The organism is Ruegeria sp. CE12 (assembly GCF_056537525.1).
In genome coordinates, this window is sequence record NZ_JBQFRS010000005.1 from 206,043 (window position 1) to 230,827 (window position 24,785).

24 protein-coding genes are annotated in these 24,785 nt (G+C 57.1%); 17 read left to right on the forward strand and 7 right to left on the reverse strand.

Annotation, left to right across the window (positions count from 1 at the left end):
* Positions 1-35: 35 nt before the first annotated feature.
* Entirely contained in the window at positions 36-1,355 is a 1,320-nt protein-coding gene (miaB, locus tag ACR0IO_RS13945; RefSeq protein WP_480742261.1) for a tRNA (N6-isopentenyl adenosine(37)-C2)-methylthiotransferase MiaB, read from the reverse strand.
* Between the two features lie 123 nt (positions 1,356-1,478).
* Between miaB and ACR0IO_RS13950 the strand changes: the two genes are divergently transcribed.
* Positions 1,479-2,342 (forward strand): hypothetical protein, encoded by an 864-nt coding sequence (locus tag ACR0IO_RS13950; protein WP_480742262.1) that lies wholly within the window; start codon positions 1,479-1,481, stop codon positions 2,340-2,342.
* Between the two features lie 6 nt (positions 2,343-2,348).
* Here the strand turns inward: ACR0IO_RS13950 and ACR0IO_RS13955 are convergent, their stop codons facing one another.
* Positions 2,349-3,146, reverse strand: coding sequence for a phytanoyl-CoA dioxygenase family protein (locus ACR0IO_RS13955; protein ID WP_155148924.1), 798 nt, complete (start codon positions 3,144-3,146; stop codon positions 2,349-2,351).
* 86 nt (positions 3,147-3,232) lie between these two features.
* On the opposite strand from ACR0IO_RS13955, the gene ACR0IO_RS13960 reads away from it, so the two are divergent.
* The gene (locus ACR0IO_RS13960) at positions 3,233-4,129 is read left to right on the forward strand and encodes a LysR family transcriptional regulator (protein WP_480742263.1); all 897 of its coding nucleotides are present in this window, start codon (positions 3,233-3,235) and stop codon (positions 4,127-4,129) included.
* Here the strand turns inward: ACR0IO_RS13960 and irrA are convergent, their stop codons facing one another.
* Positions 4,130-4,549, reverse strand: a complete 420-nt coding sequence (gene irrA / locus ACR0IO_RS13965) for an iron response transcriptional regulator IrrA (protein ID WP_155148920.1) — start codon at positions 4,547-4,549, stop codon at positions 4,130-4,132.
* A 188-nt stretch (positions 4,550-4,737) separates the two neighbouring features.
* Here irrA and fabA point away from each other — a divergent pair, with 188 nt between their 5' ends.
* From fabA to ACR0IO_RS13985, 4 genes are read left to right on the forward strand one after another with little or no spacing between them, the layout of a single operon-like run.
* Positions 4,738-5,247 carry a bifunctional 3-hydroxydecanoyl-ACP dehydratase/trans-2-decenoyl-ACP isomerase gene (gene fabA / locus ACR0IO_RS13970; protein ID WP_093964585.1) on the forward strand — a complete coding sequence of 170 codons (510 nt, stop codon included), beginning with the start codon at positions 4,738-4,740 and terminating at the stop codon, positions 5,245-5,247.
* A gap of 48 nt (positions 5,248-5,295) precedes the next feature.
* Positions 5,296-6,525, forward strand: a complete 1,230-nt coding sequence (gene fabB / locus ACR0IO_RS13975) for a beta-ketoacyl-ACP synthase I (RefSeq protein ID WP_155148918.1) — start codon at positions 5,296-5,298, stop codon at positions 6,523-6,525.
* 5 nt (positions 6,526-6,530) lie between these two features.
* A complete protein-coding gene (locus ACR0IO_RS13980) occupies positions 6,531-7,322 on the forward strand; it encodes an enoyl-ACP reductase FabI (protein WP_155148916.1) in 792 nt (263 codons plus the stop codon).
* Between the two features lie 59 nt (positions 7,323-7,381).
* The gene (locus ACR0IO_RS13985; protein WP_155148914.1) at positions 7,382-7,576 is read left to right on the forward strand and encodes a hypothetical protein; all 195 of its coding nucleotides are present in this window, start codon (positions 7,382-7,384) and stop codon (positions 7,574-7,576) included.
* 10 nt (positions 7,577-7,586) lie between these two features.
* On the opposite strand, the gene ACR0IO_RS13990 is transcribed toward ACR0IO_RS13985, so the two are convergent.
* A complete protein-coding gene (locus tag ACR0IO_RS13990; protein WP_155148912.1) occupies positions 7,587-8,015 on the reverse strand; it encodes an FKBP-type peptidyl-prolyl cis-trans isomerase in 429 nt (142 codons plus the stop codon).
* A 125-nt stretch (positions 8,016-8,140) separates the two neighbouring features.
* On the opposite strand from ACR0IO_RS13990, the gene ACR0IO_RS13995 reads away from it, so the two are divergent.
* The 9 genes from ACR0IO_RS13995 (at position 8,141) to ACR0IO_RS14035 (ending at position 16,381) form a co-directional block, all read left to right on the forward strand.
* On the forward strand, positions 8,141-8,827 hold the full coding sequence (locus ACR0IO_RS13995; protein WP_155148910.1) for a haloacid dehalogenase type II: 687 nt from the start codon (positions 8,141-8,143) through the stop codon (positions 8,825-8,827).
* Complete coding sequence (locus tag ACR0IO_RS14000; RefSeq protein WP_480742264.1) at positions 8,827-9,654, forward strand: alpha/beta fold hydrolase; 828 nt, start codon at positions 8,827-8,829, stop codon at positions 9,652-9,654. The genes ACR0IO_RS13995 and ACR0IO_RS14000 overlap by 1 nt, the downstream gene beginning before the upstream one ends.
* Positions 9,651-10,625 (forward strand): threonine ammonia-lyase, encoded by a 975-nt coding sequence (locus ACR0IO_RS14005; RefSeq protein ID WP_480742265.1) that lies wholly within the window; start codon positions 9,651-9,653, stop codon positions 10,623-10,625. The genes ACR0IO_RS14000 and ACR0IO_RS14005 overlap by 4 nt, the downstream gene beginning before the upstream one ends.
* A gap of 76 nt (positions 10,626-10,701) precedes the next feature.
* Complete coding sequence (pcaD, locus tag ACR0IO_RS14010; RefSeq protein WP_480742266.1) at positions 10,702-11,490, forward strand: 3-oxoadipate enol-lactonase; 789 nt, start codon at positions 10,702-10,704, stop codon at positions 11,488-11,490.
* A 12-nt stretch (positions 11,491-11,502) separates the two neighbouring features.
* The gene (locus tag ACR0IO_RS14015; protein WP_480742267.1) at positions 11,503-12,216 is read left to right on the forward strand and encodes an alpha/beta fold hydrolase; all 714 of its coding nucleotides are present in this window, start codon (positions 11,503-11,505) and stop codon (positions 12,214-12,216) included.
* 129 nt (positions 12,217-12,345) lie between these two features.
* The gene (locus ACR0IO_RS14020; RefSeq protein ID WP_480742268.1) at positions 12,346-13,545 is read left to right on the forward strand and encodes a TCR/Tet family MFS transporter; all 1,200 of its coding nucleotides are present in this window, start codon (positions 12,346-12,348) and stop codon (positions 13,543-13,545) included.
* Positions 13,546-13,628: 83 nt separating this feature from the next.
* A complete protein-coding gene (locus tag ACR0IO_RS14025) occupies positions 13,629-14,723 on the forward strand; it encodes a Zn-dependent alcohol dehydrogenase (RefSeq protein WP_480742269.1) in 1,095 nt (364 codons plus the stop codon).
* 24 nt (positions 14,724-14,747) lie between these two features.
* Entirely contained in the window at positions 14,748-15,980 is a 1,233-nt protein-coding gene (locus ACR0IO_RS14030) for a mandelate racemase/muconate lactonizing enzyme family protein (protein ID WP_480742270.1), read from the forward strand.
* 113 nt (positions 15,981-16,093) lie between these two features.
* A complete protein-coding gene (locus tag ACR0IO_RS14035) occupies positions 16,094-16,381 on the forward strand; it encodes an ArsR/SmtB family transcription factor (protein ID WP_155149177.1) in 288 nt (95 codons plus the stop codon).
* A 6-nt stretch (positions 16,382-16,387) separates the two neighbouring features.
* Here the strand turns inward: ACR0IO_RS14035 and ACR0IO_RS14040 are convergent, their stop codons facing one another.
* Positions 16,388-19,429 (reverse strand): ABC transporter transmembrane domain-containing protein, encoded by a 3,042-nt coding sequence (locus ACR0IO_RS14040; protein ID WP_480742271.1) that lies wholly within the window; start codon positions 19,427-19,429, stop codon positions 16,388-16,390.
* A 170-nt stretch (positions 19,430-19,599) separates the two neighbouring features.
* Between ACR0IO_RS14040 and ACR0IO_RS14045 the strand changes: the two genes are divergently transcribed.
* Positions 19,600-19,989, forward strand: coding sequence for a DUF3307 domain-containing protein (locus ACR0IO_RS14045; RefSeq protein ID WP_155148899.1), 390 nt, complete (start codon positions 19,600-19,602; stop codon positions 19,987-19,989).
* A gap of 2 nt (positions 19,990-19,991) precedes the next feature.
* Here the strand turns inward: ACR0IO_RS14045 and ACR0IO_RS14050 are convergent, their stop codons facing one another.
* Positions 19,992-20,450 (reverse strand): Lrp/AsnC family transcriptional regulator, encoded by a 459-nt coding sequence (locus tag ACR0IO_RS14050; protein WP_480742272.1) that lies wholly within the window; start codon positions 20,448-20,450, stop codon positions 19,992-19,994.
* A gap of 146 nt (positions 20,451-20,596) precedes the next feature.
* On the opposite strand from ACR0IO_RS14050, the gene ACR0IO_RS14055 reads away from it, so the two are divergent.
* On the forward strand, positions 20,597-24,025 hold the full coding sequence (locus ACR0IO_RS14055) for an indolepyruvate ferredoxin oxidoreductase family protein (protein WP_480742273.1): 3,429 nt from the start codon (positions 20,597-20,599) through the stop codon (positions 24,023-24,025).
* On the opposite strand, the gene ACR0IO_RS14060 is transcribed toward ACR0IO_RS14055, so the two are convergent.
* On the reverse strand, positions 24,004-24,744 hold the full coding sequence (locus ACR0IO_RS14060; protein ID WP_480742274.1) for a hypothetical protein: 741 nt from the start codon (positions 24,742-24,744) through the stop codon (positions 24,004-24,006). The two genes, ACR0IO_RS14055 and ACR0IO_RS14060, sit on opposite strands and share 22 nt — an antisense overlap.
* Between the last annotated feature and the right edge of the window lie 41 nt (positions 24,745-24,785).

The following is a 24,785-nucleotide window of genomic DNA, read 5'->3' on the forward strand; positions in this document are numbered from 1 at the left end:
CATGTATGGTGTCTAAAGCGAGAATAACTACAAGCTTACAACAGCTCACCAGCAAGGGAATTGGCACCGGATGCTGTGATCATGACATCCCTCAACTCGCCCTTGGCAATTTCACCGCCCGAGACGTGAACCGCATGAAGATATTCGGATTTCCCGACCATCTGACCAGGTAAACGGCCCGGCTTTTCAAACAGAACACTGACTTTCTTGCCAACCATGGAATCCTGAATCTCACGCTGGTGGCGCGTAATCATTGCCTGAAGCCGCTGCAGACGGTCATCTGCCGCTTCTTGGTCCACCTGTGGCCGTTCTGCCGCAGGCGTTCCAGGGCGGGTAGAGTACTTGAAAGAATAGGCATAACCGTATCTGACCTCTTCCACGAGGTCCAAAGTCGCCTGAAAGTCTTCTTCGGTTTCCTCCGGGAAGCCGACAATGAAATCACCCGACATCAGGATATCCGGACGCGCTTCGCGAATGCGCTCAATCAATCGCAGATAGCTTTCGGCGGTGTGGCTGCGGTTCATGCGCTTCAGAATCTTATCGGATCCCGACTGCACCGGCAGATGCAGGTAAGGCATGAGCTTATCGCAGGTCGCGTGCGCTTCAATCAGATCATCGGCCATGTCATTGGGATGCGAAGTGGTAAAGCGGATACGCTCCAGCCCATCAACTTTGTTCAGTTCCCAGATCAGACCGGCAAGGGTCATATCCCCGTTTGGACCCGCACCGTGATAGGCGTTCACATTCTGCCCCAGCAGCGTGATTTCCCGAACACCACGTTCAACCAGCTCATTTGCCTCAAGCAGGATACGATCTGCCGGACGGCTGACTTCAGCCCCACGCGTATAAGGCACCACACAGAACGCGCAGAACTTGTCGCAACCTTCCTGAACCGTCAGAAATGCGGTGGGGCCGCGCTTGGCCTTGGGACGGCCCTTGAGTTTCTCGAACTTGTCCTCTTCGGGGAAATCCGTATCCAGTGCCTTTTCACCCGCGCGCGTCTTCGCCTCCATCTCGGGCAGGCGGTGATAGCTTTGCGGTCCGACAACCAGATCAACCATCGGCTGACGGCGCATGATTTCCTGGCCTTCTGCCTGCGCAACACAGCCAGCAACACCGATCTTCAGATCAGGATTTTCAGCTTTCAGCCCCTTAAAGCGCCCCAGCTCAGAATAGATTTTCTCGGCAGCTTTTTCGCGAATATGGCAGGTGTTCAGCAGGATCATGTCCGCGTCGTCAGGGCTTTTGGTCTCGACATAACCCTGACCGCCCAGCGCTTCGGCCATACGCTCGCTGTCATAGACATTCATCTGACAGCCATAGGTCTTGATAAACAGCTTTTTCGGTTCGGACATGGAACGGGCCTTTGCATTCGCTGGGTCGGCGTCGTCTATACCCTTAGAACGCCGCTTGCAATGCTGGCGCAATTACCCGAATTTGGCCGGAAATTCCAGCAAGGTTCAAACACAATACAAGAGATGCAGTACGAATCCCTCGATCACTTTCTGAAAACCGGCCAAAGCGCCTTGGCCAAGGGGCCAATCGCACTGGTGTTTGTCGAGGACGACGTAGAACTGGACAATACGCTACGACATCACATCGATCTCGGTTTCAAATCAGTGATCACCTTCATGCCTTTGGATTTCAAACTGTCCGAGGAAGTGACAAAGCAAATTCACCGGGTCACACTGACTTGCGCGCCCAGATCAGTCGTCTTCGAGATCATCAACCAGATCATTCAGGCCGCTCCCGGTGTCTGGATGTACTACTGCTATAACGCCGAGTATCTCTACTTTCCCTTCTGCGAGACCCGCAGCATCGGCGAGATGCTGGCCTTTCACACCGAAGAACGCCGCAATGCGATGCTCAGCCACGTCATCGACCTTTATGCTGACGACCTCACGACGCACCCCAACGGTGTGGATGTCGATCACGCGATGCTGGACGGCACCGGCTACTATGCCCACGCCCGACACGATGCGACAGGACAACCGCTGGAGCGCCAGCTGGACATGTCAGGCGGCCTGCGTTGGCGGTTCGAGGATCACATTCCTTATGAGCGGCGCCGCATCGATCGGATTGCGTTGTTCAAGGCAAAGAAGGGCCTCACCCTGCTACCGGATCACACGTTCAATGAACCGGAATACAACACCTATTCCTGCCCCTGGCACCATAACCTGACCGCAGCGATTTGTTCGTTCCGCGCAGCCAAGGCGCTGAAAAGCAATGCGGGATCGACCTTTGATATCCCCAGCTTCCGCTGGCGCAATTCCGTTCCGTTCCAGTGGAATTCGCGCCAGCTGATGGATTTGGGTCTGATCGAACCCGGCCAGTGGTTCTGATCAGCCTCAGCGCTGCAACAAAATCGGGAACCAGTCTTCGCGCAGACGCTGACCCGGCTGCATGTCATGGCCCGGATATGGGGGCGATGTGCGGCCGGGACGCTCTACATATCGCGCATCATCACCAACAAGTCGCAGCGAGAACGCTCTGCGTCGGCTGTCAGACTGATTGCCGCGCGCGCCATGCAATGTCTTGTAGTTAAAGGCTACCGCATCGCCGGGTTCCATCTCGAACTCCACGACTTTCATTCCTTCGGCGTCAGGATCCGGAACAGGAATGTACTGGCCTTCATCCGCAAAGAACCCTTCCTCGGACACCCACCGCGTCGGCAGAACTTCCTTCTCCCAACGATGTGAACCCGCGACGCAACGCAGGGTGGCCTTCCTGACTGCATCAAGCGGAGACCAGAAGCTGATCGTTTGCTGCCCTTCGACAAAGTAGTAAGGCCCGTCCTGATGCCACGGCGTGGCCATCGACGTCCCGGGTTCCTTGACCAGCACATGGTCATGGAACATCTGAACGGACTGCGACTTCATCAGGTCTGCAGCCACTTCGGCAGCCGGCGAGGTTTCAATGACCTCTTTGAATTGCGGAATTCGCGACCAGTTGCAGTAATCATCAAAGAAACGACCGGTCTCACCCTCTTTCTTGTTTTCAGATGCATAAGGCCCGGGCTCGGCCATGTTGGCGGCGACGCCGTCACGCAATGCTTCAACATGATCAGCGAACAGGCCTTTGACCAAAACAACGCCGTCTGTCTGGTAGGTGTCGATCATCTCTTGGGAAACAAGGGGGTGGGTCATGATGGTCTCCTTGGAAAGCTCGACCCGATCTGCGCATGTTTGTGACCACTGTTCAAATCATATCTTTCAAACTAACTATTAACTTCATGTTATATATCTCACTGCGGCAATACGAATATGTGTGCGCCATTGGCCGCCATGGCAGCCTGTCTTCAGCGGCGCAACACCTGAACGTGTCACAACCTGCCCTGTCCAATGCACTTACCCGTGTCGAATCACATTTGGGGTACCCGTTGTTCTCACGCAGGCGTGGGGCGGCGATGGCGCTGACACCACAGGGACGAAAGTTCATTGAAGAGGCCGAAGCCCTGTTGAACAGCGCCGCCTTGCTGGAAGATTCGAAGCAACCAGTGACGGGTGCCAGCCGATTGAGGCTTGGGTGTTTCGTGGATCTGGCGCCATTTCTGTTGGCCAAAGCCCTCCACACACTTCGGGACACGCTCCCCGATGTTGTGGTGACCCATGGCGTCGAGAGTTTCGAAGGCCTGATTACGGGCCTCACCGACGGTCAGTTTGATTTGGCGGTCACTTATGATCTGGGAATGGATGCCGGTTTTACACGTCAAAGACTGTTCAGTAGCGGTCCGCGCGCACTTGTGGCACCAGATCATCCTCTGGCAGCGTCCCACCAGACATCGCTCACAGAACTCGAAGCATATCCGCTGATCCTGTCCAAAGAAGGATTGTCCGCCCAGCACGTACTTGGGCTGTTCCGGAGCCGCGGCCTCAACCCCACCGTTTCTCACCGGGCAGAATCGCTTGAAATTCAACGCAGTCTGGCCGCTCACGGCGAAGGGATAGGCATCAGCTATGCCAGTCCGGATAGTGAGTTCAGTTATGATCACATGCCCTTGGTCAGCCTGTCCATTGCCGACCCCGATGCGACCGAAGCCGTGGTTCTGGCCCGCCACGGCACCGGGCCCACCGACTCGCTTATCGCAGCGGCTGAGCGATCGCTTATCGAATGTTTGCGAACTGAGTAGTTACGGCTTTTTGCGCAGGCGGATCACCACATCAACCGAGGCAATCTCGACCCCTTCGGGCGCTTCGGGCAAACGCTGGATGACCAGTTGATCAGACGGTGCATCGCTCAGGCGGCTTTCGTCTTCCCAGAAGAAATGCGGGTGATCATGAGTGTTGGTATCAAAATAGCTTTTTGATCCATCAACGGTGATTTCCTGCAACACTCCGGCGTCACAGAACGCGCGCAGTGTATTGTAAACAGTCGCCAGCGATACCGCGTCGCCGTTTTTCTTGGCCGACTCGAACAGGCTTTCTGCGGTCACATGGCGATGACGTCCGTCGCCAACCAGCAACTCCGCCAGGGCAACTCTCTGACGTGTGGGACGCAATCCTGCATCAACCAACCAATTTGTAGCGATGTTACGGCTCTGAGGCGTCATGAATCCGATACCCGTTTTTGCTGACCATATATATAAGTGCGGTCTGATGGGAATTTCAAATGAAATTCATTCGCAAAGAATGCACTACGTGCGACACGATGTTGTCCGCTGCTCTTGCAGGACCTTGCATACGGGTGCTAGACGAGGCCAGATTGAATAAACGGACCCCTGGCAGGAGAGGCGGCAGAATGGCCCAATTCCCGAGCAGCTTTGACAAGGACGATCTGCTGAAATGCGCCCGTGGCGAATTATTCGGCCCCGGCAACGCACAATTGCCTGCCCCGCCGATGCTGATGATGGACCGGATCACCGATATTTCGGGTGATGGCGGCGCGCATGGCAAAGGTCATGTTGTGGCCGAGTTCGACATCACACCTGACCTGTGGTTCTTTGACTGCCACTTCCCCGGCAACCCGATCATGCCCGGATGCCTTGGCCTGGATGGCTTGTGGCAGCTGACAGGCTTTAACCTGGGCTGGCGCGGCTGGCAGGGGCGTGGGTACGCACTGGGTGTAGGTGAGGTCAAACTGACCGGAATGGTGCGCCCTGACCGCAAGATGCTGACCTATTATGTAGATTTCACAAAGGCCGTGCAGACACGCCGCCTGACCATGGGTGTGGCGGATGGTCGGGTCGAAGCCGATGGTGAAGTGATCTATCAGGTCAAAGACATGAAGGTTGCATTGTCCGAGAGCTGACCCCAACTGACGGACAAGCAACAGGGAACGGAACACAGGAGTACGCTTATGCGTCGCGTCGTCGTCACCGGTCTGGGGGTAGTCTCCTCCATCGGGAACAATGCCGAAGAGGTCCTCGCCTCGCTCAAAGCAGGCAAATCCGGCATCGAGGCCAATGAGCAGATGGTTGAACATGGCTTCCGCAGCCAGATCGCCGGTTCGCTCAAGATCGACGTCACGGAACATGTGGACAAGCGCACCTTGCGTTTCATGGGCCCCGGTGCGGCCTATGCCCATATCGCCATGAGTCAGGCGATTGCCGACGCAGGTTTGACCGAAGATCAGGTTGTGAATCCACGTACCGGTCTGGTCGCTGGATCCGGCGGTCCGTCGACCAGCGCGATGCTGACCGCGCACCAGACAGTTCTGAAAAACGGTGCGACCAAGCGCATCGGCCCCTTTGCCGTGCCGAAATGCATGTGCTCGACCATTTCCGCCAACCTGGCGACCGCGTTCAAGATCAAGGGTATCAACTACTCGATCACATCGGCCTGCTCGACTTCGCTGCACTGCATCGGCAACGCCGCCGAGCAGATCATGCTGGGCAAGCAGGACGTCATGTTCGCGGGCGGCGGTGAGGAACTGGACTGGACGTTGTCCTGCCTGTTCGACGCCATGGGCGCTATGTCTTCGAAATACAATGACACTCCTGATAAGGCCTCCCGCGCGTTCGACCAGAACCGTGATGGCTTTGTCATCTCTGGCGGCGGCGGCATCGTCGTTCTGGAAGATCTGGATCACGCGTTGGCACGCGGCGCAAAAATCTATGCCGAAGTCACCGGCTATGCCGCTACTTCGGATGGCCATGACATGGTGGCCCCGTCCGGTGAAGGTGGTGAGCGCGCGATGCGTCTGGCGCTTTCGACCGTTCCCGAAGGACGTAAGGTTGGCTACATCAACGCGCACGGCACTTCGACACCAGTCGGGGACGTGGGTGAGGTCGAAGCTGTTCGCCGCATCTTTGGCGAAGGTAATGTCCCTCCGATTTCTTCAACAAAATCAATGACAGGGCACGCACAGGGCGCGGCGGGCGCGCTTGAGGCGATCTTCTGCCTGCTCATGCTGGACAACGATTTTATTACTCCGTCGATCAACGTCGACACACTTGCCGAAGGCATCCTGCCCGGTGAAATTGCAACTCAAGTAGTTGAAAACGCAGGCTTGGACAGTGTCATGACCAATAGCTTCGGCTTTGGCGGCACGAACGGATCCATGGTTCTGTCAAAGTATAACGGGTGAAAATGATGTCGGATCTTCTAAAGGGTAAACGCGGCCTGATCATGGGCGTGGCCAATGACCGCTCAATTGCGTGGGGCATCGCCAAGGCCATGCACGAGGCCGGTGCGGAACTGGCATTCACCTATCAGGGCGAGGCATTCGGCAAGCGGCTGGAACCGCTGGCCCAAAGCCTTGGCAGCGACTTCATGGTTGATGCGGATGTCACTGACGACGAATCTCTGGATCGCGCATTTGGTGAACTGGCCGAGCGCTGGCCAACCATCGACTTTGTCGTGCACGCCATCGCCTATTCGGACAAGTCCGAATTGACCGGACGGTTCCTGAACACCACCCGTGCCAACTTCAAACATTCCATGGACGTTTCGGCTTATTCGTTCATCGAAGTGGCCCGCCGCGCCTATCCGATGATGAAGGAAAATGGCGGCACGCTTCTAACCCTGACCTATCAGGGGTCAAACCGGGTTGTTCCGAACTACAACGTCATGGGCGTTGCCAAAGCGGCACTGGAATCGGCAACCCGTTATCTGGCCAACGATCTTGGCCCCGAAGGTATCCGCGTAAACGCGATCTCGCCCGGCCCGATGAAGACATTGGCCGGTGCTGCGATCGGTGGCGCACGCAAGACCTACAAGTTCTGCGATCAGAACGCTCCGATGCGCTCAAACGCAACGCTCGAAGCCGTCGGTGGCACCGCCGTTTATCTGACTTCGGACGCTGGCGCCTGCACCTCGGGCGAAATCATTCGCGTCGATGGTGGCTTCCACGTTCTGGGCATGCCACAGCCTGATTCGATGTGACCATATCTTTCCCTGTCGCCGCCAAGATTTAACCATCTTTCAGCGGCAGGGATGGCATTATGAACAAACTTGACCAGATTATCGCAAGCAACGCGCGTGCAGCTCAATCCCGGCGCAAGTCAGGGATGCGCAGCAACCGCGCGCGTATCATGCTGCTGACCCTCTCCACACTGCTGATTCTGTTCGTCTTCTACACCCAACCGCAGGTGCGTGACGCGGTTGGGCCGTTTCTGAACCAGTTGCCGGGCCTGTAGGTCAGACTGATCAGTTAACCGAAACGATCTCGATATCAAAAATCAGATCCTGTCCCGCCAACGGGTGATTTGCGTCCAGCGTAACGGTCGCCTCGTTGGCCTCGACCACAGTCACCGGCAGGGCCTGCCCATCTGGTGTTTGCATTTGCAGCTGCGTACCAGGCTCAAGCGGGATATCATCCGGGATACCCTCGCGCGGGATATCCTGCCGCATCGCCGGGTTGATCGGGCCATATGCCTCGGTGCACGGGATTTCGACACGTTTCTTCTCGCCAACTTCCATTCCCGGAATCGCAGCATCCAGCCCCGGAATGATCTGCCCGGACCCGACCGCAAATTCCAACGGATCGCGTCCTTCGGAACTGTCAAAGACGTTACCGTCCAGCAAAGTTCCGGTGTAATGGATGCGAACCGTGTCGCCCTGTTTGATTGCGGTCATATTGGCCTCCGGCCTCATAAGGAAAGGAACGGCCAAGCCTAGGGGCTCACACGACAATGTAAACCCTTGGCTCTTTTACCCCTTCAGCTCTTGTGCCAACCTGCGCCGGATCAGGGGAGAAGCAGATGGCAATCACGACTTGTGTTTTCGATGCCTATGGCACGTTGTTCGATGTTGCAGCGGCTGCACGTCAGGCCGCGGGAGAGCCGGGGTTTGAGGCCCTGCAGAAAAAATGGCCGGAACTGGCCAATCACTGGCGCCTGAAGCAGTTGCAATATACCTGGCTCAGGGCCGTTGCCGATGCGCATACCGATTTCTGGGACGTGACGCAGGATGGTCTGGACTGGGCGCTTGAGGCGACAGGCCTGCAGGGCGACGCGACCCTGCGCCAGCGGCTATTGGATCTGTATTGGGAGTTGCAAGCCTATCCCGAAGTTCCTGAAATGCTAAAGGCACTGAAAGCGGGCGGTATGCAGACGGCTATTCTGTCGAATGGTTCACCGCCAATGCTGGACGGGGCCGTACAATCTGCCGGGATTGGGGATGTGCTGGACGATGTCCTGTCAGTTGAGAGTGTCGGCGTCTTCAAACCCCATGCAAAGGTTTATGATCTGGTGCAGGACCGATTTGGATGCACCCGGGATGAAGTGCTGTTCGTCAGCTCAAACGGATGGGACGCTGCGGGGGCCAGCGGGTATGGTTTTGTGACCGCCTGGGTCAATCGTGCCGGTGAGCCAATGGACCGCTTGCCTTGGACGCCTGCACATGTACTGTCCGACCTGACGACGATCCCGAAACTGGCTGGGCTTTGATGGCATTTTTCACTGCGTCTGACGGCAGGCGCCTTTATTTCGAGGATATCGGCAATGGCACGTCGGTTCTCTGCCTGGCCGGGCTGACGCGCAACACGCAGGATTTCGCATCGCTGGCACCACATGTGAAAGATCTGCGCATGATCGCCATGGATTATCGGGGGCGCGGTCAGTCGGATTACGACCCCGACTACATGAACTACAACATCATTCGCGAAGCCCAGGACGCAATCGAATTGCTTGATCACCTGGGACTGGACAAGGCATTGGTCATCGGCACTTCACGCGGCGGCCTGATCGCGATGGCGCTTGCCGTCAGCCACCCTGAGCGATTGTCTGGCGTGATCCTGAACGACGTTGGTCCGGTGATCGAGCCCACCGGGATTGCGCGGATCATGGAATATGTTGGCAAACCACCCGTCTCAAAGACCTATGACGAGGCGGCACAAATTCTGAAACAAGCGCTGGAGCCCCAGTTTCCCGGCGTTCCGCTGACTGTCTGGCGCAAGCATGCCGAAGCTCAGTATCGCGAAACCACAGATGGCCTGGCTCTGCGCTATGATCCCGCTTTGCGAACTGCGCTAATCGAACAGGCTGCTGCGGGCGCGCCGCCGGATCTGTGGGACCTTTTCGACGCACTGCGCAGCGTACCAACTGGTGTGATCCGCGGGGCGAACTCCGATGTACTGGGGGCCGCAACACTGGCAGAGATGCACATACGCCATCCCAACCTTGTTTCAGCCGAAATACCGGATCGGGGTCACGTCCCGTTTCTGGATGAACCACAGTCACTTGAACTCATTCGCAAAGTATTGGACGCCGCATGAGCAATATTGAGATGATCGAGGCGGCCGCCGAGCGGCTGAAAGGGCATGTTCGGGAGACGCCGATCCTGACCTCTCCGTTTCTGGATGAGATTGCAGGTCGAAAAGTGCTGATCAAACCGGAATGCCTGCAGCATACAGGCAGCTTCAAATTTCGGGGTGCGTGGTCTGCGATTTCAGCCCTTGATGATTCTACCCGTCAGCGTGGCGTTATCGCTTATTCATCAGGCAATCACGCTCAGGGTGTCGCAATGGCGGCCTCAAAACACGAGATAGCGTCTGTGATCATCATGCCATCGGACGCGCCTCAGCTGAAGATCGACAATACCCGTGCGCTGGGGGGTGAAGTTGTCCTCTATGATCGCGCCAATGAAAGCCGGGAAGAAATTGGCGAAGCACTGGCTGCCGAGCGCGGGCTGACCCTGATCCGCCCTTATGACGAACCGCAGGTCATAGCCGGTCAAGGCACAACCGGGCTTGAGATCGCCCGCCAGTCGCAGGAACTGGGCGTGAGAGAAGCCGATGTTCTGGTGTGCTGTGGTGGCGGAGGCCTGACGTCCGGGATCGCGCTGGCGCTGGACAAACACGCCCCCGGCCTGCGGCCCCGCCCCTGCGAACCCGAAGGTTTTGACGACGTCAAACGCTCGCTTGCGTCAGGCAGCATTCAGAACAACAACGCCACGTCCGGCAATATCTGCGATGCGATCCTGACGCCTCAGCCCGGGCAGATCACCTTCCCGATCCTGAACCGTCTCTGTGGGCCGGGTCTTGCCGTTTCCGAGCAAGAAGCGCTGCATGCGATGGCGCTGGCATTCCTGCGCCTGAAAATCGTACTGGAACCCGGCGGGGCCGTCTCGCTGGCCTCGGCTCTGTTCCGCAAGGATCAGATCGAGGGGGATGCGGTGATTGTTGTTGCCTCGGGCGGGAATGTTGATCCGCAAATTTTTGCTAAAGCGTTGGAATTCCTGACCTGACAACGGACGGAAACCGGTGCAATCTGGACAGGCACCACACATTCCGACCGGAAAAAGCGCAGACAAGGGCCGATTTATGAACATCGCCGATCTCGGGGACGTAAAACTGCATTATCGGATCGATGGCGATCCCGATGGCGCACCCATTGTGTTCGCGAACTCACTGGGCACAGACATGCGCCTATGGGATCCGATCCTGCCGCTGCTGCCCGCAGGCCTTCAAATTATCCGCTATGATAAGCGGGGCCATGGTCTGTCCTCGCAGCCGCCCGCGCCTTACTCGATGGGCGCATTGGTTCGCGATACCGAGAACCTGCTGGATCACTTGCAAGTCAGAGATTGCGTCTTTGTCGGCCTGTCCATCGGCGGCATGATCGCTCAGGGACTGGCCGTCAAACGCATGGATCAGGTCCGGGCGCTGGTGCTGTCGAACACCGCCGCAAAAATTGCGACCCCATCGATCTGGCAGGATCGCATTGATGCGATCCGTACAAGCGGCATCGAGGCGATTGCCGATGCCACAATGGAACGCTGGTTCACCAAAACCTTCCGCGAAACGCCAGAGATGGAGCTCTGGCGCAACATGATGGTGCGCCAGCCGCTGGACGGGTATCTGGGTTGTTGTTCAGCAATTTCAGGCACAGATTTCTACACCCCCACCAGCGGTTTACGCCTGCCCACGCTTGGCATCGCGGGCAGCGATGACGGATCAACACCCCCTGATCTGGTTCGTGAGACCATCAACCTGATCCCCGGCTCAAGATTTGAATTGATGCGCAAAGCCGGGCATCTGCCCTGTGTTGAGCAGCCGGCCAGGTACGCCGAGATACTCAAGGAATTTTTAGTGGATATTGGGCATATTTGAAGGAGAGTTTCTTTGGCCGATTTCTTATTGGTTCATGGTTCCTGTCATGGCGCCTGGTGCTGGCGCGATCTGCTACCCGAACTGACGGCGCTCGGTCACACCGCACGTGCGATTGATCTGCCCAGTCATGGATCGGACCCAACCCCAATCGCCGAGGTTACATTGGACAGTTGCCGGGATGCGGTTCTGAAAGCATCCAGCCCGGAAACCATCGTCGTCGGTCATTCATGGGGCGGCTATCCGATCAGCGCTGCTGCAGAGGCCTCACCCGGCTCAATGCGCGCATTGATCTATGTCTGTGCCTACGTCCCGCAATCCGGTGTTTCGATGATTGAAATGCGCAAACGAGCACCACGACAGCTGACCGAAGGCGCGGTTGAAAAGTCCGCAGATGGATTATCCTACACAGTTCTGCCGGATCGCGTGCATGATCTTTTCTACCACGATTGCCCGCCCGAAGTGACGTCTTACGCTCTGCCCAGATTGTGCCCTCAGGCGATCCTGCCTCAGGATACGCCGCTACAGCTCAGCGAGAAATTTGCCTCAGTGCAAAAAGGCTATATCCGCGCTTTGGATGACCATACCATTCCGACCGAATACGAAGAACAAATGAGCCATTGCGCAGCTCCCGACATGCGCTTGAACATAGATGGGTCACACTCTCCGTTCTTTTCACACCCCCGGACGCTGGCGGGAATGATCCATCAGATCACCCGGAATTTCTGATTTCAGGTAACCACACTCCGCGACTTACGGAACGTCAGGTGAACCAGAGGTAATTTGCCCAAAAGCATCTCTTTCAACCGGATGCGACCGGGGCTAGGGTCCGCCCAAAGATACTTGAACCCGGTTCCCATGCGCCTGCCTTTTCTGTTTGTACTCTGCACCGTGATGATCGACGCGATGGGCATCGGTCTTGTCTTGCCGATCATGCCCGAGCTGATCGTCGAGGTTCAGGGCGGATCGCTGGCCAATGCCGCGATCTGGGGCGGCGTGCTGAGCACGGCTTTTGCCACCATGCAATTCCTGTTCGGCCCGGTTCTGGGAAACCTGTCAGACGCATACGGACGCAGGACAGTTCTGTTGGTCTCGCTATTCGTGATGGCGTTGGATTACGTAGTGATGGCAATTGCGGGATCGATCTGGCTGCTGCTGATCGGCCGCATCGTCGGTGGAATAACTGCCGCCACGCATTCGACCGCGGCGGCGTTCATGGCAGATGTCTCCAAGCCACATGAGAAGGCAGCGAACTTTGGTCTGCTTGGCGCAGCATTTGGAGTAGGCTTTGTTCTCGGCCCCCTGCTTGGCGGGCTGTTGAGCGAATTTGGAACGCGCGCTCCCTTTTGGGCTGCTGCCGGATTATCTGCACTTGGCTTTATCGCGGGCTGCCTCGTGATGCCGGAAACCGTGACGGACAAAACCCGGCGCGCCTTCAACTGGCGTCGTGCCAATCCGGCCGGTTCTTTAAAGGCCATCGCGGCGCTGCCGGGCATTCGACCGATGCTGTGGGTATACTTCCTCTACTCGGTCTCGATCTACGTCTATCCGGCAATCTGGTCCTATTTCACGGTCGAACGTTTTGGCTGGTCCCCACAGATCATCGGATTCTCGTTGGGAATTTACGGAATCGGCATGGCGGCAGTTCAGGGTGGTCTGATCCGACCCGCAACACGGTATCTCGGTGAGAGGGTAACGATATTCGCCGGTATGGGTTTTGAAATCATCAGCTTTGCGCTGCTGGCGTTTTTGACCAGTGGCAAAATCGCGTTGATGCTAATCCCAATAACCGCATTGGGCGCAGTCGTGACACCGGCACTACAGGCCATGATGTCCCGTGCAACGCCCGATTCTCAGCAGGGCGAGTTACAGGGGGTTCTTGCAGCCCTTCATGCGCTGTCCATGATCCTTTCCCCGCTGGTTATGACCAGTGTGTTCGCCCAATTCGCGAAGGAAAGCGCGCCAATATACCTCCCCGGGGCACCGTTCCTGCTGGCCCTGGGCCTGATGCTGGTCGGATTTGTCCTTTTTCTGAGCTCTCGCCCTGCCGAGGTGTAACAACGACACATCTATGGCGGTTTCCGCCTTGCAGCTTGATGCTCGACGCGCCACCGTGACCCAAAGCAAATTTTGGGGAAGCCATGCAAACCATCAAAGCCGCCGTATGCCGCGCCTTTAATGAACCACTGGTGATTGAGGAAATCCAAATCGCCCCGCCCGGGATGGGCGAGGTCGAGGTTACTCTGGACGCGGTAGCCATCTGCCACTCGGACATCACCTATGCCAGCGGCGCGTGGGGCGGTTTCCTGCCAGCCGTTTACGGGCACGAAGCCGCAGGCATCATTACCGCTGTCGGAGATGCGGCAGGGGATTTTCAGGTTGGGGATTCGGTTGTTGTGACACTGATCCGCGCCTGTGGCTCCTGCCCCTCGTGCGCCAGCGGTAAGCCAACCATTTGCGAAACACCTTACGATACCGTCAAAGGCCCGCTGCGCACCGCCGATGGTGGCCCTCTTGAACAGGCGATGGCCTGTGGTGCGTTTGCTGAAAAGGTTGTGGTCAGTCACCGACAAATTGTCAAAATCCCACAAACCATGCCCAAGGATGTGGCAAGCCTATTGTCTTGCGGCGTGATCACCGGCGTGGGCGCTGCGGTCAACGCCGCCGGTTTGCGCCCGGGTCAGGATGTCGTGGTGATCGGAGCAGGTGGCGTCGGCCTGAACGCCATTCAGGGTGCACGGCTGGCAGGCGCGCGGCGCATCGTGGCCGTCGATATGACAGAAGAGAAGCTTGAGATTGCCAAAGAATTCGGCGCCACTCATGGCGTTCTGGCGACGCTCAAAGAACCCTGGAAAGCGTCTTACAAGGCACTTGGCGGACGTGGTGCTGATGCGGTTCTGATCACGGTCGGTGCGATACCGGCTTATGATCAGGCCCCCCGCTATATGGGGCGCGGCGGCAAGGCGGTCATGATCGGCATGCCCCACTCCGGCGCTCAGGCAAGTTATGAGCCAGTCATTCTGGCCGCCATCGGACAAGGTCTGATCGGTTCGAAAATGGGTGATGTTGTCATTCAGCGCGACATCCCATGGATGATCGACCTGTACGAACAGGGGCGACTGAAACTGGATGAACTGATTTCGGGCCGATGGTCGCTGGATCAGATCAACGACGCGATCGAAGACACCAAAACCGGATCGGCCAAGCGCAACGTGATCCTGTTTGACCGGGGCTAACGCCATTCAGGGGGAGGACACCCGATGAAACTGCAGGATCTTGATATCATCGTCACCGCGCCGCCCCCACCGGGCTGGGGTGGCCGGTATTGGATACTGGTGAAAGTCACCACCGATACCGGCATCACGGGTTGGGGGGAATGCTATGCTTCCTCCGTCGGGCCAAAGGCAATGGAGCACGTCATTCGGGACGTGTTCGAACGGCACATGGCAGGAGAAAACCCCGAGAACATCGAACTGATGTTCCGGCGCGCCTATTCCAGTGGCTTTACCCAAAGACCCGACCTAACCGTCATGGGCGCATTCTCGGGGCTGGAAATCGCGTGCTGGGATATCCTGGGTAAAGATCGCGACCGCCCAGTCTATGCTCTGCTCGGCGGCAAGATGAATGAACGCATTCGCGCCTACACTTACCTCTATCCGCTGCCGCAACATAATCTGACGGATTTCTGGACCTCTCCCGAGCAGGCCGGGGAATGCGCCGCTGAAATGGTTCGGCGCGGCTTTACGGCCGTCAAGTTCGACCCGGCAGGCCCTTACACCTTGCGCGGCGGGCATATGCCGGCCATGTCCGACATCTCGATGTCCGTGGCATTCTGTAAAGCGATCCGAGAAGCAGTCGGCGACAAAGCCGACCTGCTTTTTGGAACCCATGGTCAGTTCAACACCGCGGGTGCGATCCGTCTTGGACAAGCACTGGAACCCTACTCTCCGCTTTGGTTCGAGGAGCCGACACCGCCGGACATGATCGAAGACATGGCACGTGTGGCACGCAACGTCCGCATTCCAGTCGCAACCGGCGAACGCATGACCACAAAAGCCGAGTTTGGTGCGGTCCTGCGTGCAGGTGCTGCGGAAATCCTGCAACCGGCGCTGGGGCGTGCAGGCGGCATATGGGAAATGAAGAAAGTGGCCGCGATAGCAGAGGTATTCAATGCGCAAATGGCACCGCACCTCTATGCGGGTCCGGTGGAATGGGCAGCAAACATCCATTTGGCGGCTTCGATTCCGAACCTGCTGCTGCTCGAAACCATTGAAACCCCATTCCACGATCAGATGATCAAAGGCTCGATCCGCGTTGAAAACGGCTTCGTCACTCCGCCGACAACGCCGGGTCTGGGAATTGAGGTGGACGAAGATCTGGCCCGCGCGCATCCCTATTCTGGCGATGGCTTGCACCTGCAGATGCAGGAAGAACCCTGCGACTATGTCAACGGCAACGCCTTTCAGGGTGGTGCTCCCGCGACAGAGGGGTGACAAATTAGCTTGGGTTGGGGCATATTGCGCCAACCCCAAACCCCCAGACCGGCACTTCCGTGACAATTCAAGATATCGAACCGCAAAACCTGCCGCCCGAGACACCGGCAAACATGAAGGAAAGCGCAGCGAAGGCTGCCGCGTTTCTCAAGACGCTTGCACACGAAGGTCGCCTGATGATCCTGTGTCATCTGGGTGCGGGTGAACGATCCGTCGGAGAGCTGGAGGCGTTGCTGGAACTGCGTCAGGCCGCAGTCAGTCAGATGCTGGCACGTCTGCGTGAAGAAGGCCTTGTAACAACCCGACGCGAAGGCAAGACGATCTATTACTCGCTGAGTGATGGCAACACAGCACAGGTCATCGAGCTGCTCTATTCCCAGTTCTGCAAAGCAGATGGCTAAGTTGCACTAGCTCGCAACGTATCCCGCAACAACCTGCAACAGCTTGAACGCCGTGGCCGCATCATTCTCGACAACGGCCAGGAATTCTTCTTCACCGATGCGCAGGCAGACCAGATCCGTTTCGGCAACCATACTCAGCGCGCGGGGTTCTTTGCGGATCAATCCAAGCTCGCCCACCAGCGTTCCGCCACCCACGCGCGTGATCAACTGATCCGGGTCGGAATCCTGCGGCAGATACAAGCCCGCCTCGCCCTCAAGGATCATATACGCGCCATCGGTTGGCTGGTCGTCTTTCAGGAACACAACCTCACCAGCTTTGGCCTCAAACCAGCGCGCACCAAAGGCCAGCAGGCGTAGCTGCCGACGATCCAGGCCAGAAAAGAGTGGCGTCTGCTCCAGCGCCCGCAATTTGCGCGCCAGGTCTGCCGACGCCGCGCCATCGCCCTCGACATCTGCCGGTCCCTGATCAGAAACGACCCGGCCTTGTCGGATCTCAACGAACATGTCGAAGACATCCGGCTCTTCAAACTGGTCATTCAGATAGATGACGGTGGTTTCAGGCAGAAGTTCCCGAAGGTTTTTGTAAACCGCGATCTGCGTGTCCATGTCATAGCTGGCCAGCGCGTTTTCGAGGATCAAAATGTCGGGCTTCTTAATCGTGGCCCGGGTAAAGGCCAGCGGCTCGGCCAACGCTGCCGGAAGGTTCTGCCCACCCAGTGCGACAGGCACGTCATAAATCAGCTCGACCACGAGAGAACGGGCTCCGTTTTCAGCCAGAACATCCACAATCACTTTGCGTGCTTCGTCCGAACGCGCACCGCCGATCTGGCTGACCTTGCCGAACAGGGCGTTTTCCATGACCGTCAGACCGGGCGCGAATTCCGATGAATCCAGCGGGACGAACACATCATACAACCGCGCCATCAACTCTTCCGAATGGCTATGTCGCAACTCCAGAATGCGGCTTTTTAGTTCTTCGCTGAAGGCAGGGCCGATCTGTTCGGCCGAAATGACAAAAGGCACAGCCAGCATACTGGCAAGCTGCTCATCATCCAGACCAACGGCACCGTCTTTGCGCGTCTTTTCGACCAACTCAACAGCGGCCTCATAGGTCGAAGCCTCAAGCCCAAGTTTACGGAAAAGTGGATGGTCGGTGCCATCCAGACCAAAGATCTGGCGCAACATCTCGATCACGTCACGCGTCAGGCTGATCAGGGTTTCATCCAGGCCCAATTCCCGCAACTGACCCAGGAAAATCGTTTGCTCTGACAGCAACTTTTGCGTGACCGGAACCCGTGGTGTGGCAAACAGCAGGTTTTCGACCACCGGCAATGCAGGATTATATGTCGCCCGGTCAAAGACCAGCGCCTGTTGCTCCAACCCCTCCCGACGCACGGCCTCCTGCACCAGCGGGCGCAGTTCAACCAGCCTGGCGGCAAGTTCAGGATGCTCGGCGGCGTCAAAGACCTGTTCACTGCCGCGTTGGAACAGGGTCGCGCCTGATCCCATGCCGTCGATCAGCTGCAGCCACCAGTTGCGCAGCAGATTGGGATTCTCAAACCCGGCTAGTGACGGATCCAACCATTCGGTTCGGAAAGGATCGCTGCTGTTCCCAGCGCGCAATGTCTCGTGAAAATCGGGATCGTTGGCTTGGTCCGAGAGCGGCTTGAACCGCATTGGCATCATGACGTTATCGCCCACAGTTCCCTGAAACATCACCGGGCGCGAGGTGGCGTGCCCGATCCTTGCCGCAACAACTCCCTGATGCAGATCAGACAGATTTACCCCGCCAATCCTTACCTTGCCGGAACTTGGCAATATTTCACGCGTCAGCGTTTCCGCTAAGGCACGGCGATCTTCTTCGCTGGGGGCCGCGATACCGATCGTTTTGCCCGAGGGGAATGTGAGATCCAGATCATCCAGAACCTGATTTCCGTCCATATCGCGAACCGAAACGTGATCTAGAACGATGTCACCGTTCAGTCTTGGCCGCTCAGTCGGCTCTCCCTCGAACAGCTTTTCATCCAGCATGCCATCCGGTGCAAAGCGTTCGATGACAACTTCCCAGCGCAGCGACATGTCCTGTGTCTGGTTGTAGTATGTCAGCAGCTCTTTCCAGGGTGAGCTCAGATCCTTATAGGCCGCCAGCGCCGCCACAAGCGCGCCCAGCGAAACCGATCCCTGCAACACCAGAAGGCCACCAATCAGATAGAACATGAACGGCGTCAGCTGCGAGATGAAGTTGTTTATGAACTTCATAAAGAACTTCTTCTGGTAAATCTCGAACCGGATGCCAAACAGGCGGCCCAGCTGATCCGAGATCATCGCGCGCCGATAGCGCCAGCCACCATTTGCCCGCAACGTCGAGGCCCCGGCCGCGTTTTCGCCGATCTGCGCGGCCAGCACGCGCACTTCCTGAATGCGTTTCTTGTTCAGCAGATTGATCTGGCGCTGCAGGCGCGGGATCAGCCAGGCCTGCAATGGGATAAGGGCAATTGCGGCAAGCCCGAACCAAACGCTTTGAAGGAACAAAAAGGACAGGATCGTCAGCATCTGCCCGGCCTGCAGAACCGGCTGACTGATGGCATCCCCCATCAAGCCTCCCATCGGCTCGCTTTCGGCCGTGACCATCGAGACCAGTTCGCCCTGACTGACGCGTTCGAAATACGGCTGCGGGAATCGCAGAGCCCGGCTGATCAGCTGATAGCGGAACCTGCGCAGCATACGTTCGCTCAGCACACCTTTCATGGTGTTGATCCGCATTTTCATCAGACCATGCGCAAGAACAGCCGCAAGAAAGGCAAAACACAGAATCACCAGAAAGGTGGTTTGCTCAAGACTGTATCCCCAGACATTGACGATCGAACTGGTCGCGCCGATCGCATCATTGATGATGCGTTTTGGCAACTCCAACGTCAGATACAACAGCGGAAACAGCGTCGCCGTCACGGCCAGCAGGATCAGCTGATCGCGTTTTGAGTATTTCCAGATGAAACGGAAGATTGTGCGTTCTATGGCACCTGCCCCTGCAACTGAACCGTTATCCAAATATGGCGATCTTTACCTAGACCAGCAGTGGGAATTTACTGCATCGGCATCAGGCTAGGCAAATAGTTTCCCATTTTTTCACTTTTATTTAGCTTGTGTGAACTAGTTCATTTGCGCGACACGATTTTAGTGCCTAGTCTCTACATCCAGGACGATATCGGGAGGTACTTTTGCCTGCTACTCTTGGCACGGTGTTGCTTTTGCTCTGCCTATTGCAGATCAAGCACATGTTTGCCGACTTTTACTTGCAAACGCCCAAGATGCTCTCTGGGCGAGGGGAATATTTTCACGTTGGACGCGCCCAGCATGCCGCAGTGCATGTTGTTGGGTCTGTTCTTGTTTTTCTGGTTATTGGCGCGCCACTTCAGTTCATCCTGATCATCGCCGCACTAGAGTGGATTGTTCATTTCAACATCGACTTTTTCAAAGCCAGCTATTCAGACAAGAAAAAGCTGCAGCCTGATCAGGCTGCTTTCTGGCGTGCGGCCGGGCTGGATCAGTGCATGCACAATCTGACCTATATCGCCATGGCCTGGGCATGGGTGAAATTCGTGGCCTGATCTCAGAATTCAACAGGACGGTTCCGCTTGATCGGTCGCAAAACCACATTCGTCTGCGCGCTGGCAACAGCAGGCAGGCGGAACAGGAAATCCTCAAGGAAGGAATTGTATGCGGCCAGATCAGCGCACAATACGCGCAGGTGGTAGTCCGCCTGCCCTGTTGTTGCGTAGCAGTCCTGCACTTCCCGGCTGATTTCGATGGCACGAATGAACTCGACAATCTTCTCGGGGTCATGCCGCGTCAGGTGAACATGCACGATAGCTTCAAAGCTCAACCCCATCGCGGTTGGGTTCACGACAGCACCATAGCGCTCGATGATCCCTGCCTCTTCCAGGCTGCGAACCCGGCGCCACAACGCTGATGCTGACATGCCGACGGCTTCGGCCAGATCGGCATTCGATATTCGGCTGTCCTTCTGCAACATCGTCAGAATTCGACGGTCTCTATCATCTAGCAACATGGATTTGGCTACACTTTCCGTAAATCACGGCAAAATTGAACAATATTTTCACCGCACGTACAATACTCCGACCAATCAGGCATAAATTTTCACCTGAATCGGTTTAATCTTCCTCACTTCCAAAGGCAGCCCCATGGAACTGAGCAATGAGCCATCTCGACCCCGCCCCCCGAACATACCAACTTGAAGACCGTTATGACCTGACGACCGGACGGGTCTTCCTCACCGGCACTCAAGCTCTGGCCAGAATCATGATGGATCAGGCCCGTCGGGATCGCGAGGCTGGCCTGAACACTGCAGGTTTTGTTTCAGGTTATCGCGGCTCACCTCTGGGTGGGCTCGACCTAGAGTTATGGCGCGCGAAAGCGCGGCTGAAGGATGAGCGCATCACCTTCATGCCCGCAGTGAACGAAGACCTCGGGGCCACTGCCGTTCTGGGCGCACAGCAAGCCACCCTCGATCCACAGTGCGAGGTCGAAGGTATCTTTTCCATGTGGTACGGCAAAGGCCCCGGCGTGGACCGGTCCGGCGATGCGCTCAAGCACGGGAACGCCTATGGATCGTCGCCCAAGGGCGGTGTGCTTGTAGTGGCCGGGGACGACCACGGCTGTGTCAGTTCCTCAATGCCGCATCAGTCGGACGTGGCCTTCATGGCATGGTTCATGCCAACCCTGAACCCGGCCTCGGTAGATGAATATCTCGAGTTCGGCGAATATGGGCTGGCGCTTTCCCGCTATTCCGGCACGTGGGTCGGGTTCAAAGCGATTTCGGAAACCGTCGAAAGCGCGCGTTCGGTCGAATTGAAACCTGACCGGAACTTTGTACTGCCCGAGATCGATCTGCCCGCAGGCGGGTTGCATGTACGTTCGGCCGACCTGCCCTCTCCGGAGATCGAAACCCGCATTCGGCAAAAACTGCGCGCTGTTCGCGCCTTTGCCGAAGCCAACCCGATAGATCGCCGCATCTATGACATCGACAAGGCCAGTTTTGGATTTGTCACTACAGGCAAAGGCCATCTGGACCTGATGGAGGCGCTGCGCCTGCTGGGTCTGGATGAAGCCGCCTGTCGCCGTCTGGGCATCGATATCTACAAGGTCGGCATGGTCTGGCCGCTGGCCCGGCGAAATGCGCTACGCTTTGTGAAGGGAAAAGCCGAGGTTCTGGTTGTCGAGGAAAAGCGCGGCATTATTGAGAGCCAGTTCAAGGAGTATTTCTATGACTGGCCCGGCGACAAGCCGCACAAGATGGTCGGTAAATACGATAGTCATGGCGAGCCTCTGATCCCATGGACGGGTGAGCTGAGCCCGCTGATGCTGGCTCCTATTGTAGCGGCACGGCTGGATCGGTTCTTCCCCGAAGAAAACCTGCCCACCAAAGCCAAAGCCCTGACCGATACACCCCCACAGCTCATCAATGTGTCCGGCGCTACACGCACGCCCTATTTCTGCTCGGGTTGTCCGCACAACACCTCCACCAAAGTGCCCGAAGGCTCAACCGCGGCCAGCGGGATCGGATGCCATGTCATGGCTAGCTGGATGGATCGGCAGACTGTGGGTTACGCGCAGATGGGTGGCGAAGGTGTGCCGCATGTGGTCGCCTCCAAGTTCAACGGCGGCAAGCATATTTTTCAGAATCTGGGCGAAGGCACCTGGTATCACTCGGGATCACTCGCGATCCGACAAGCCGTCGCAGCGGGCGCAAACATCACCTACAAGATCCTCTACAATGATGCCGTCGCCATGACAGGCGGGCAACCTGTCGATGGCCCGGTCAGCGTTGCCGCTATCGCCCAAACCTGCCGCGCCGAAGGTGTCGAACGAATAGCGATTGTCTCGGATGACATCTCCAAGTTTCATGGCACAGACTTTCCCCCCCAGACCACGTTCCATGACAGGGGCGCGTTAGATACCCTGCAGCGCGAGATGCGGGAAATACCCGGTGTAACGGTCCTGATCTACGAACAGACCTGCGCCACCGAAAAGCGCCGCAGACGCAAGCGTGGAACCATGGAAGATCCCAAACGCTTTGTCTGGATCAACGATCTGGTTTGCGAAGGCTGTGGGGATTGTTCGGTCGCCTCCAACTGTCTGAGCGTCGAGCCGCGCGAAACACCGCTTGGCAGAAAACGCAAAATCAATCTGAGCTCCTGCAACAAGGACTTTTCCTGCCTGAACGGCTTCTGCCCCAGCTTTGTCACGGTCGAGGGTGCAACAAGGCACAAGAAAGCGGTCGATTTGGATCTGGGCAGGCTCGAAAGCGGCCTGCCGCACCCCGACCTGCCTGAACTGGGTCGGCCATTTGATCTGCTGGTCACCGGGGTCGGCGGCACTGGCGTTGTCACGGTCGGGGCCTTGATCACCATGGCCGCACATCTCGAAGGGAAAGGTGCATCAGTACTGGATTTCACAGGCTTTGCGCAGAAGTTTGGGACCGTCCTCAGCTATATTCGTCTGGGGGTCTCTCCTGACGCGCTCAATCAGGTCCGGATTGATCAGGGAACCGCAGATGCGGTGATTGGATGCGACGTTGTGGTCAGTTCCGCACCCAAAGCTTCGGCGCATTATCGCGAAGGGACTCAGGTGGTTTTGAACCGGGCTGAAATGCCAACAGGCGATCTGGTTCTGCGCCGCGATGCACAGCTGGACGTGAAATCGCGGGAGGAGGCCATTGAACGTGTCGTTGGCGCAGATAACCTGTCCGGATTTGACGCCAACGCCGCCGCTGAAAACATGCTGGGCGATGCCGTTTTCGCCAATGTCATCATGCTGGGATATGCGTGGCAAAAAGGGCTTGTTCCGGTTTCACACAGCGCGCTGGGTCAGGCTATATTGCTCAACGGTGTCGCGATCGAAAAGAACCGGCTGGCCTTTGCCATCGGTCGCAATATCGCTGCACGGCCCGACGAGTTGACCCAGTTTGGCGATACCACCGCCCACGAAGAAACGCTGGATCAGATGATTGAACGCCGCGCCGAGTTTCTGCGCGATTATCAGAACGAAAAATACAGCCAAACGTACAAGGACCGGATTGCTGATATTCGAAGCGCGCTGCCCAATGCAGATGAGAACTTGCTGCACAGCGTTGTCAGAAACCTGTTCCGCTTTATGGCCTACAAAGACGAATTCGAAGTGGCGCGCCTGATGACAAACGGCCAATTCACCAAGGAGCTATCCGAGAAATTCGAAGGCGACTTTTCGGTAAAGTTCCACATGGCGCCCCCTCTTCTGAGCCGTGGCAAAGATGAACGCGGTCGCCCACTCAAACAGGTCTTTGGTCCATGGCTGCAACCCGTTCTGAAAGTTCTGTCCAATGCCCGCCCCCTGCGCGGCTCCGTATTCAATCCCTTCGGCTACCACGAAGAGGCGCGCCTGCATCGAGAGCTATTGTCGTGGTACCAAGATCTGCTGGACCAGCTCATGACAAGCTATACTGACGCGAATGCGGGTACATGGGGCGAGATATTAGCCTGTGCCGACGAAATCCGTGGCTATGGTCCAGTTCGGATCAAGTCTGCAGAAACGGCCCGCAAAAATGTTTCGCAAATGGTTCAGGATCAGACAGAACAGACGGCCTGATCCGGGATCGCGGCCTTGTAGGTCGACAGCCAGAGTCGATCCAACCTGTCTACTACATTGGGGTCGAACCTCTCCTCGACCTCCCAGTATCGTCCTGACGGAACGGAGTAATCGATCTTTGCTTCGGCGCTCAGCGCGCGTTGCATTCCAGTTGCATCGGGTAAACCAGCGGCACTCAGATCGTCTCTTGAAACGCTGGGAAACGCCAAACGGCTGTGCCCAGACGACAACCGGACCACGTGGCACCCCTGCCCAGCGCCCATAAGGGCAAGCCGCGCTGATTTTGCCTCCAGCGACCGCAGGGTCACATCAGGGCGCAGGGGGTCCGCAGTGCCCCGCCCGTAAAAGTGAGATTTACCCGACTTGGGATACACCATGTCACATCCAAGATAAGCAAGGACTGCCGGGTTCAGAGCAGCCAGAGCCCAATACCCTGCGGTGAACGCCATCGTTCCACCGGCATAGACAAAGCCGCCATACTTGTTCTGCGCCGGGACATACTCTTTTGCGCTGACAATTCTCTGAGACCGCTCAGTTCTCCTGGGTCTGTTTTCGACTGGGAAATCTTCGGGATGAACCAAAATGTCCCAGTCATCACGAATCCGCCAGGCGTTGTTGATCGCAAGCACATGCGAAAACGGGCCACGCGGCCAGTCCCGCGCAGCCATCGCCGAAGGGGCACTTCCAAGTATCAGAACTTTTGGACGTTTATCGGTCATGCCTTGCTGGGCCTCTTACCACTCCACAGGCGACTTAGTCC

Excerpts from the sequence above, each read along its gene's own strand:
- miaB (WP_480742261.1), bottom strand. The coding sequence starts at position 1,355 with ATGTCCGAACCGAAAAAGCTGTTTATCAAGACCTATGGCTGTCAGATG.
- ACR0IO_RS13950 (WP_480742262.1), top strand. The coding sequence starts at position 1,479 with ATGCAGTACGAATCCCTCGATCACTTTCTGAAAACCGGCCAAAGCGCC.
- ACR0IO_RS13955 (WP_155148924.1), bottom strand. The coding sequence starts at position 3,146 with ATGACCCACCCCCTTGTTTCCCAAGAGATGATCGACACCTACCAGACA.
- ACR0IO_RS13960 (WP_480742263.1), top strand. The coding sequence starts at position 3,233 with ATGTTATATATCTCACTGCGGCAATACGAATATGTGTGCGCCATTGGC.
- irrA (WP_155148920.1), bottom strand. The coding sequence starts at position 4,549 with ATGACGCCTCAGAGCCGTAACATCGCTACAAATTGGTTGGTTGATGCA.
- fabA (WP_093964585.1), top strand. The coding sequence starts at position 4,738 with ATGGCCCAATTCCCGAGCAGCTTTGACAAGGACGATCTGCTGAAATGC.
- fabB (WP_155148918.1), top strand. The coding sequence starts at position 5,296 with ATGCGTCGCGTCGTCGTCACCGGTCTGGGGGTAGTCTCCTCCATCGGG.
- ACR0IO_RS13980 (WP_155148916.1), top strand. The coding sequence starts at position 6,531 with ATGTCGGATCTTCTAAAGGGTAAACGCGGCCTGATCATGGGCGTGGCC.
- ACR0IO_RS13985 (WP_155148914.1), top strand. The coding sequence starts at position 7,382 with ATGAACAAACTTGACCAGATTATCGCAAGCAACGCGCGTGCAGCTCAA.
- ACR0IO_RS13990 (WP_155148912.1), bottom strand. The coding sequence starts at position 8,015 with ATGACCGCAATCAAACAGGGCGACACGGTTCGCATCCATTACACCGGA.
- ACR0IO_RS13995 (WP_155148910.1), top strand. The coding sequence starts at position 8,141 with ATGGCAATCACGACTTGTGTTTTCGATGCCTATGGCACGTTGTTCGAT.
- ACR0IO_RS14000 (WP_480742264.1), top strand. The coding sequence starts at position 8,827 with ATGGCATTTTTCACTGCGTCTGACGGCAGGCGCCTTTATTTCGAGGAT.
- ACR0IO_RS14005 (WP_480742265.1), top strand. The coding sequence starts at position 9,651 with ATGAGCAATATTGAGATGATCGAGGCGGCCGCCGAGCGGCTGAAAGGG.
- pcaD (WP_480742266.1), top strand. The coding sequence starts at position 10,702 with ATGAACATCGCCGATCTCGGGGACGTAAAACTGCATTATCGGATCGAT.
- ACR0IO_RS14020 (WP_480742268.1), top strand. The coding sequence starts at position 12,346 with ATGCGCCTGCCTTTTCTGTTTGTACTCTGCACCGTGATGATCGACGCG.
- ACR0IO_RS14025 (WP_480742269.1), top strand. The coding sequence starts at position 13,629 with ATGCAAACCATCAAAGCCGCCGTATGCCGCGCCTTTAATGAACCACTG.
- ACR0IO_RS14030 (WP_480742270.1), top strand. The coding sequence starts at position 14,748 with ATGAAACTGCAGGATCTTGATATCATCGTCACCGCGCCGCCCCCACCG.
- ACR0IO_RS14035 (WP_155149177.1), top strand. The coding sequence starts at position 16,094 with ATGAAGGAAAGCGCAGCGAAGGCTGCCGCGTTTCTCAAGACGCTTGCA.
- ACR0IO_RS14050 (WP_480742272.1), bottom strand. The coding sequence starts at position 20,450 with ATGTTGCTAGATGATAGAGACCGTCGAATTCTGACGATGTTGCAGAAG.
- ACR0IO_RS14055 (WP_480742273.1), top strand. The coding sequence starts at position 20,597 with ATGAGCCATCTCGACCCCGCCCCCCGAACATACCAACTTGAAGACCGT.
- ACR0IO_RS14060 (WP_480742274.1), bottom strand. The coding sequence starts at position 24,744 with ATGACCGATAAACGTCCAAAAGTTCTGATACTTGGAAGTGCCCCTTCG.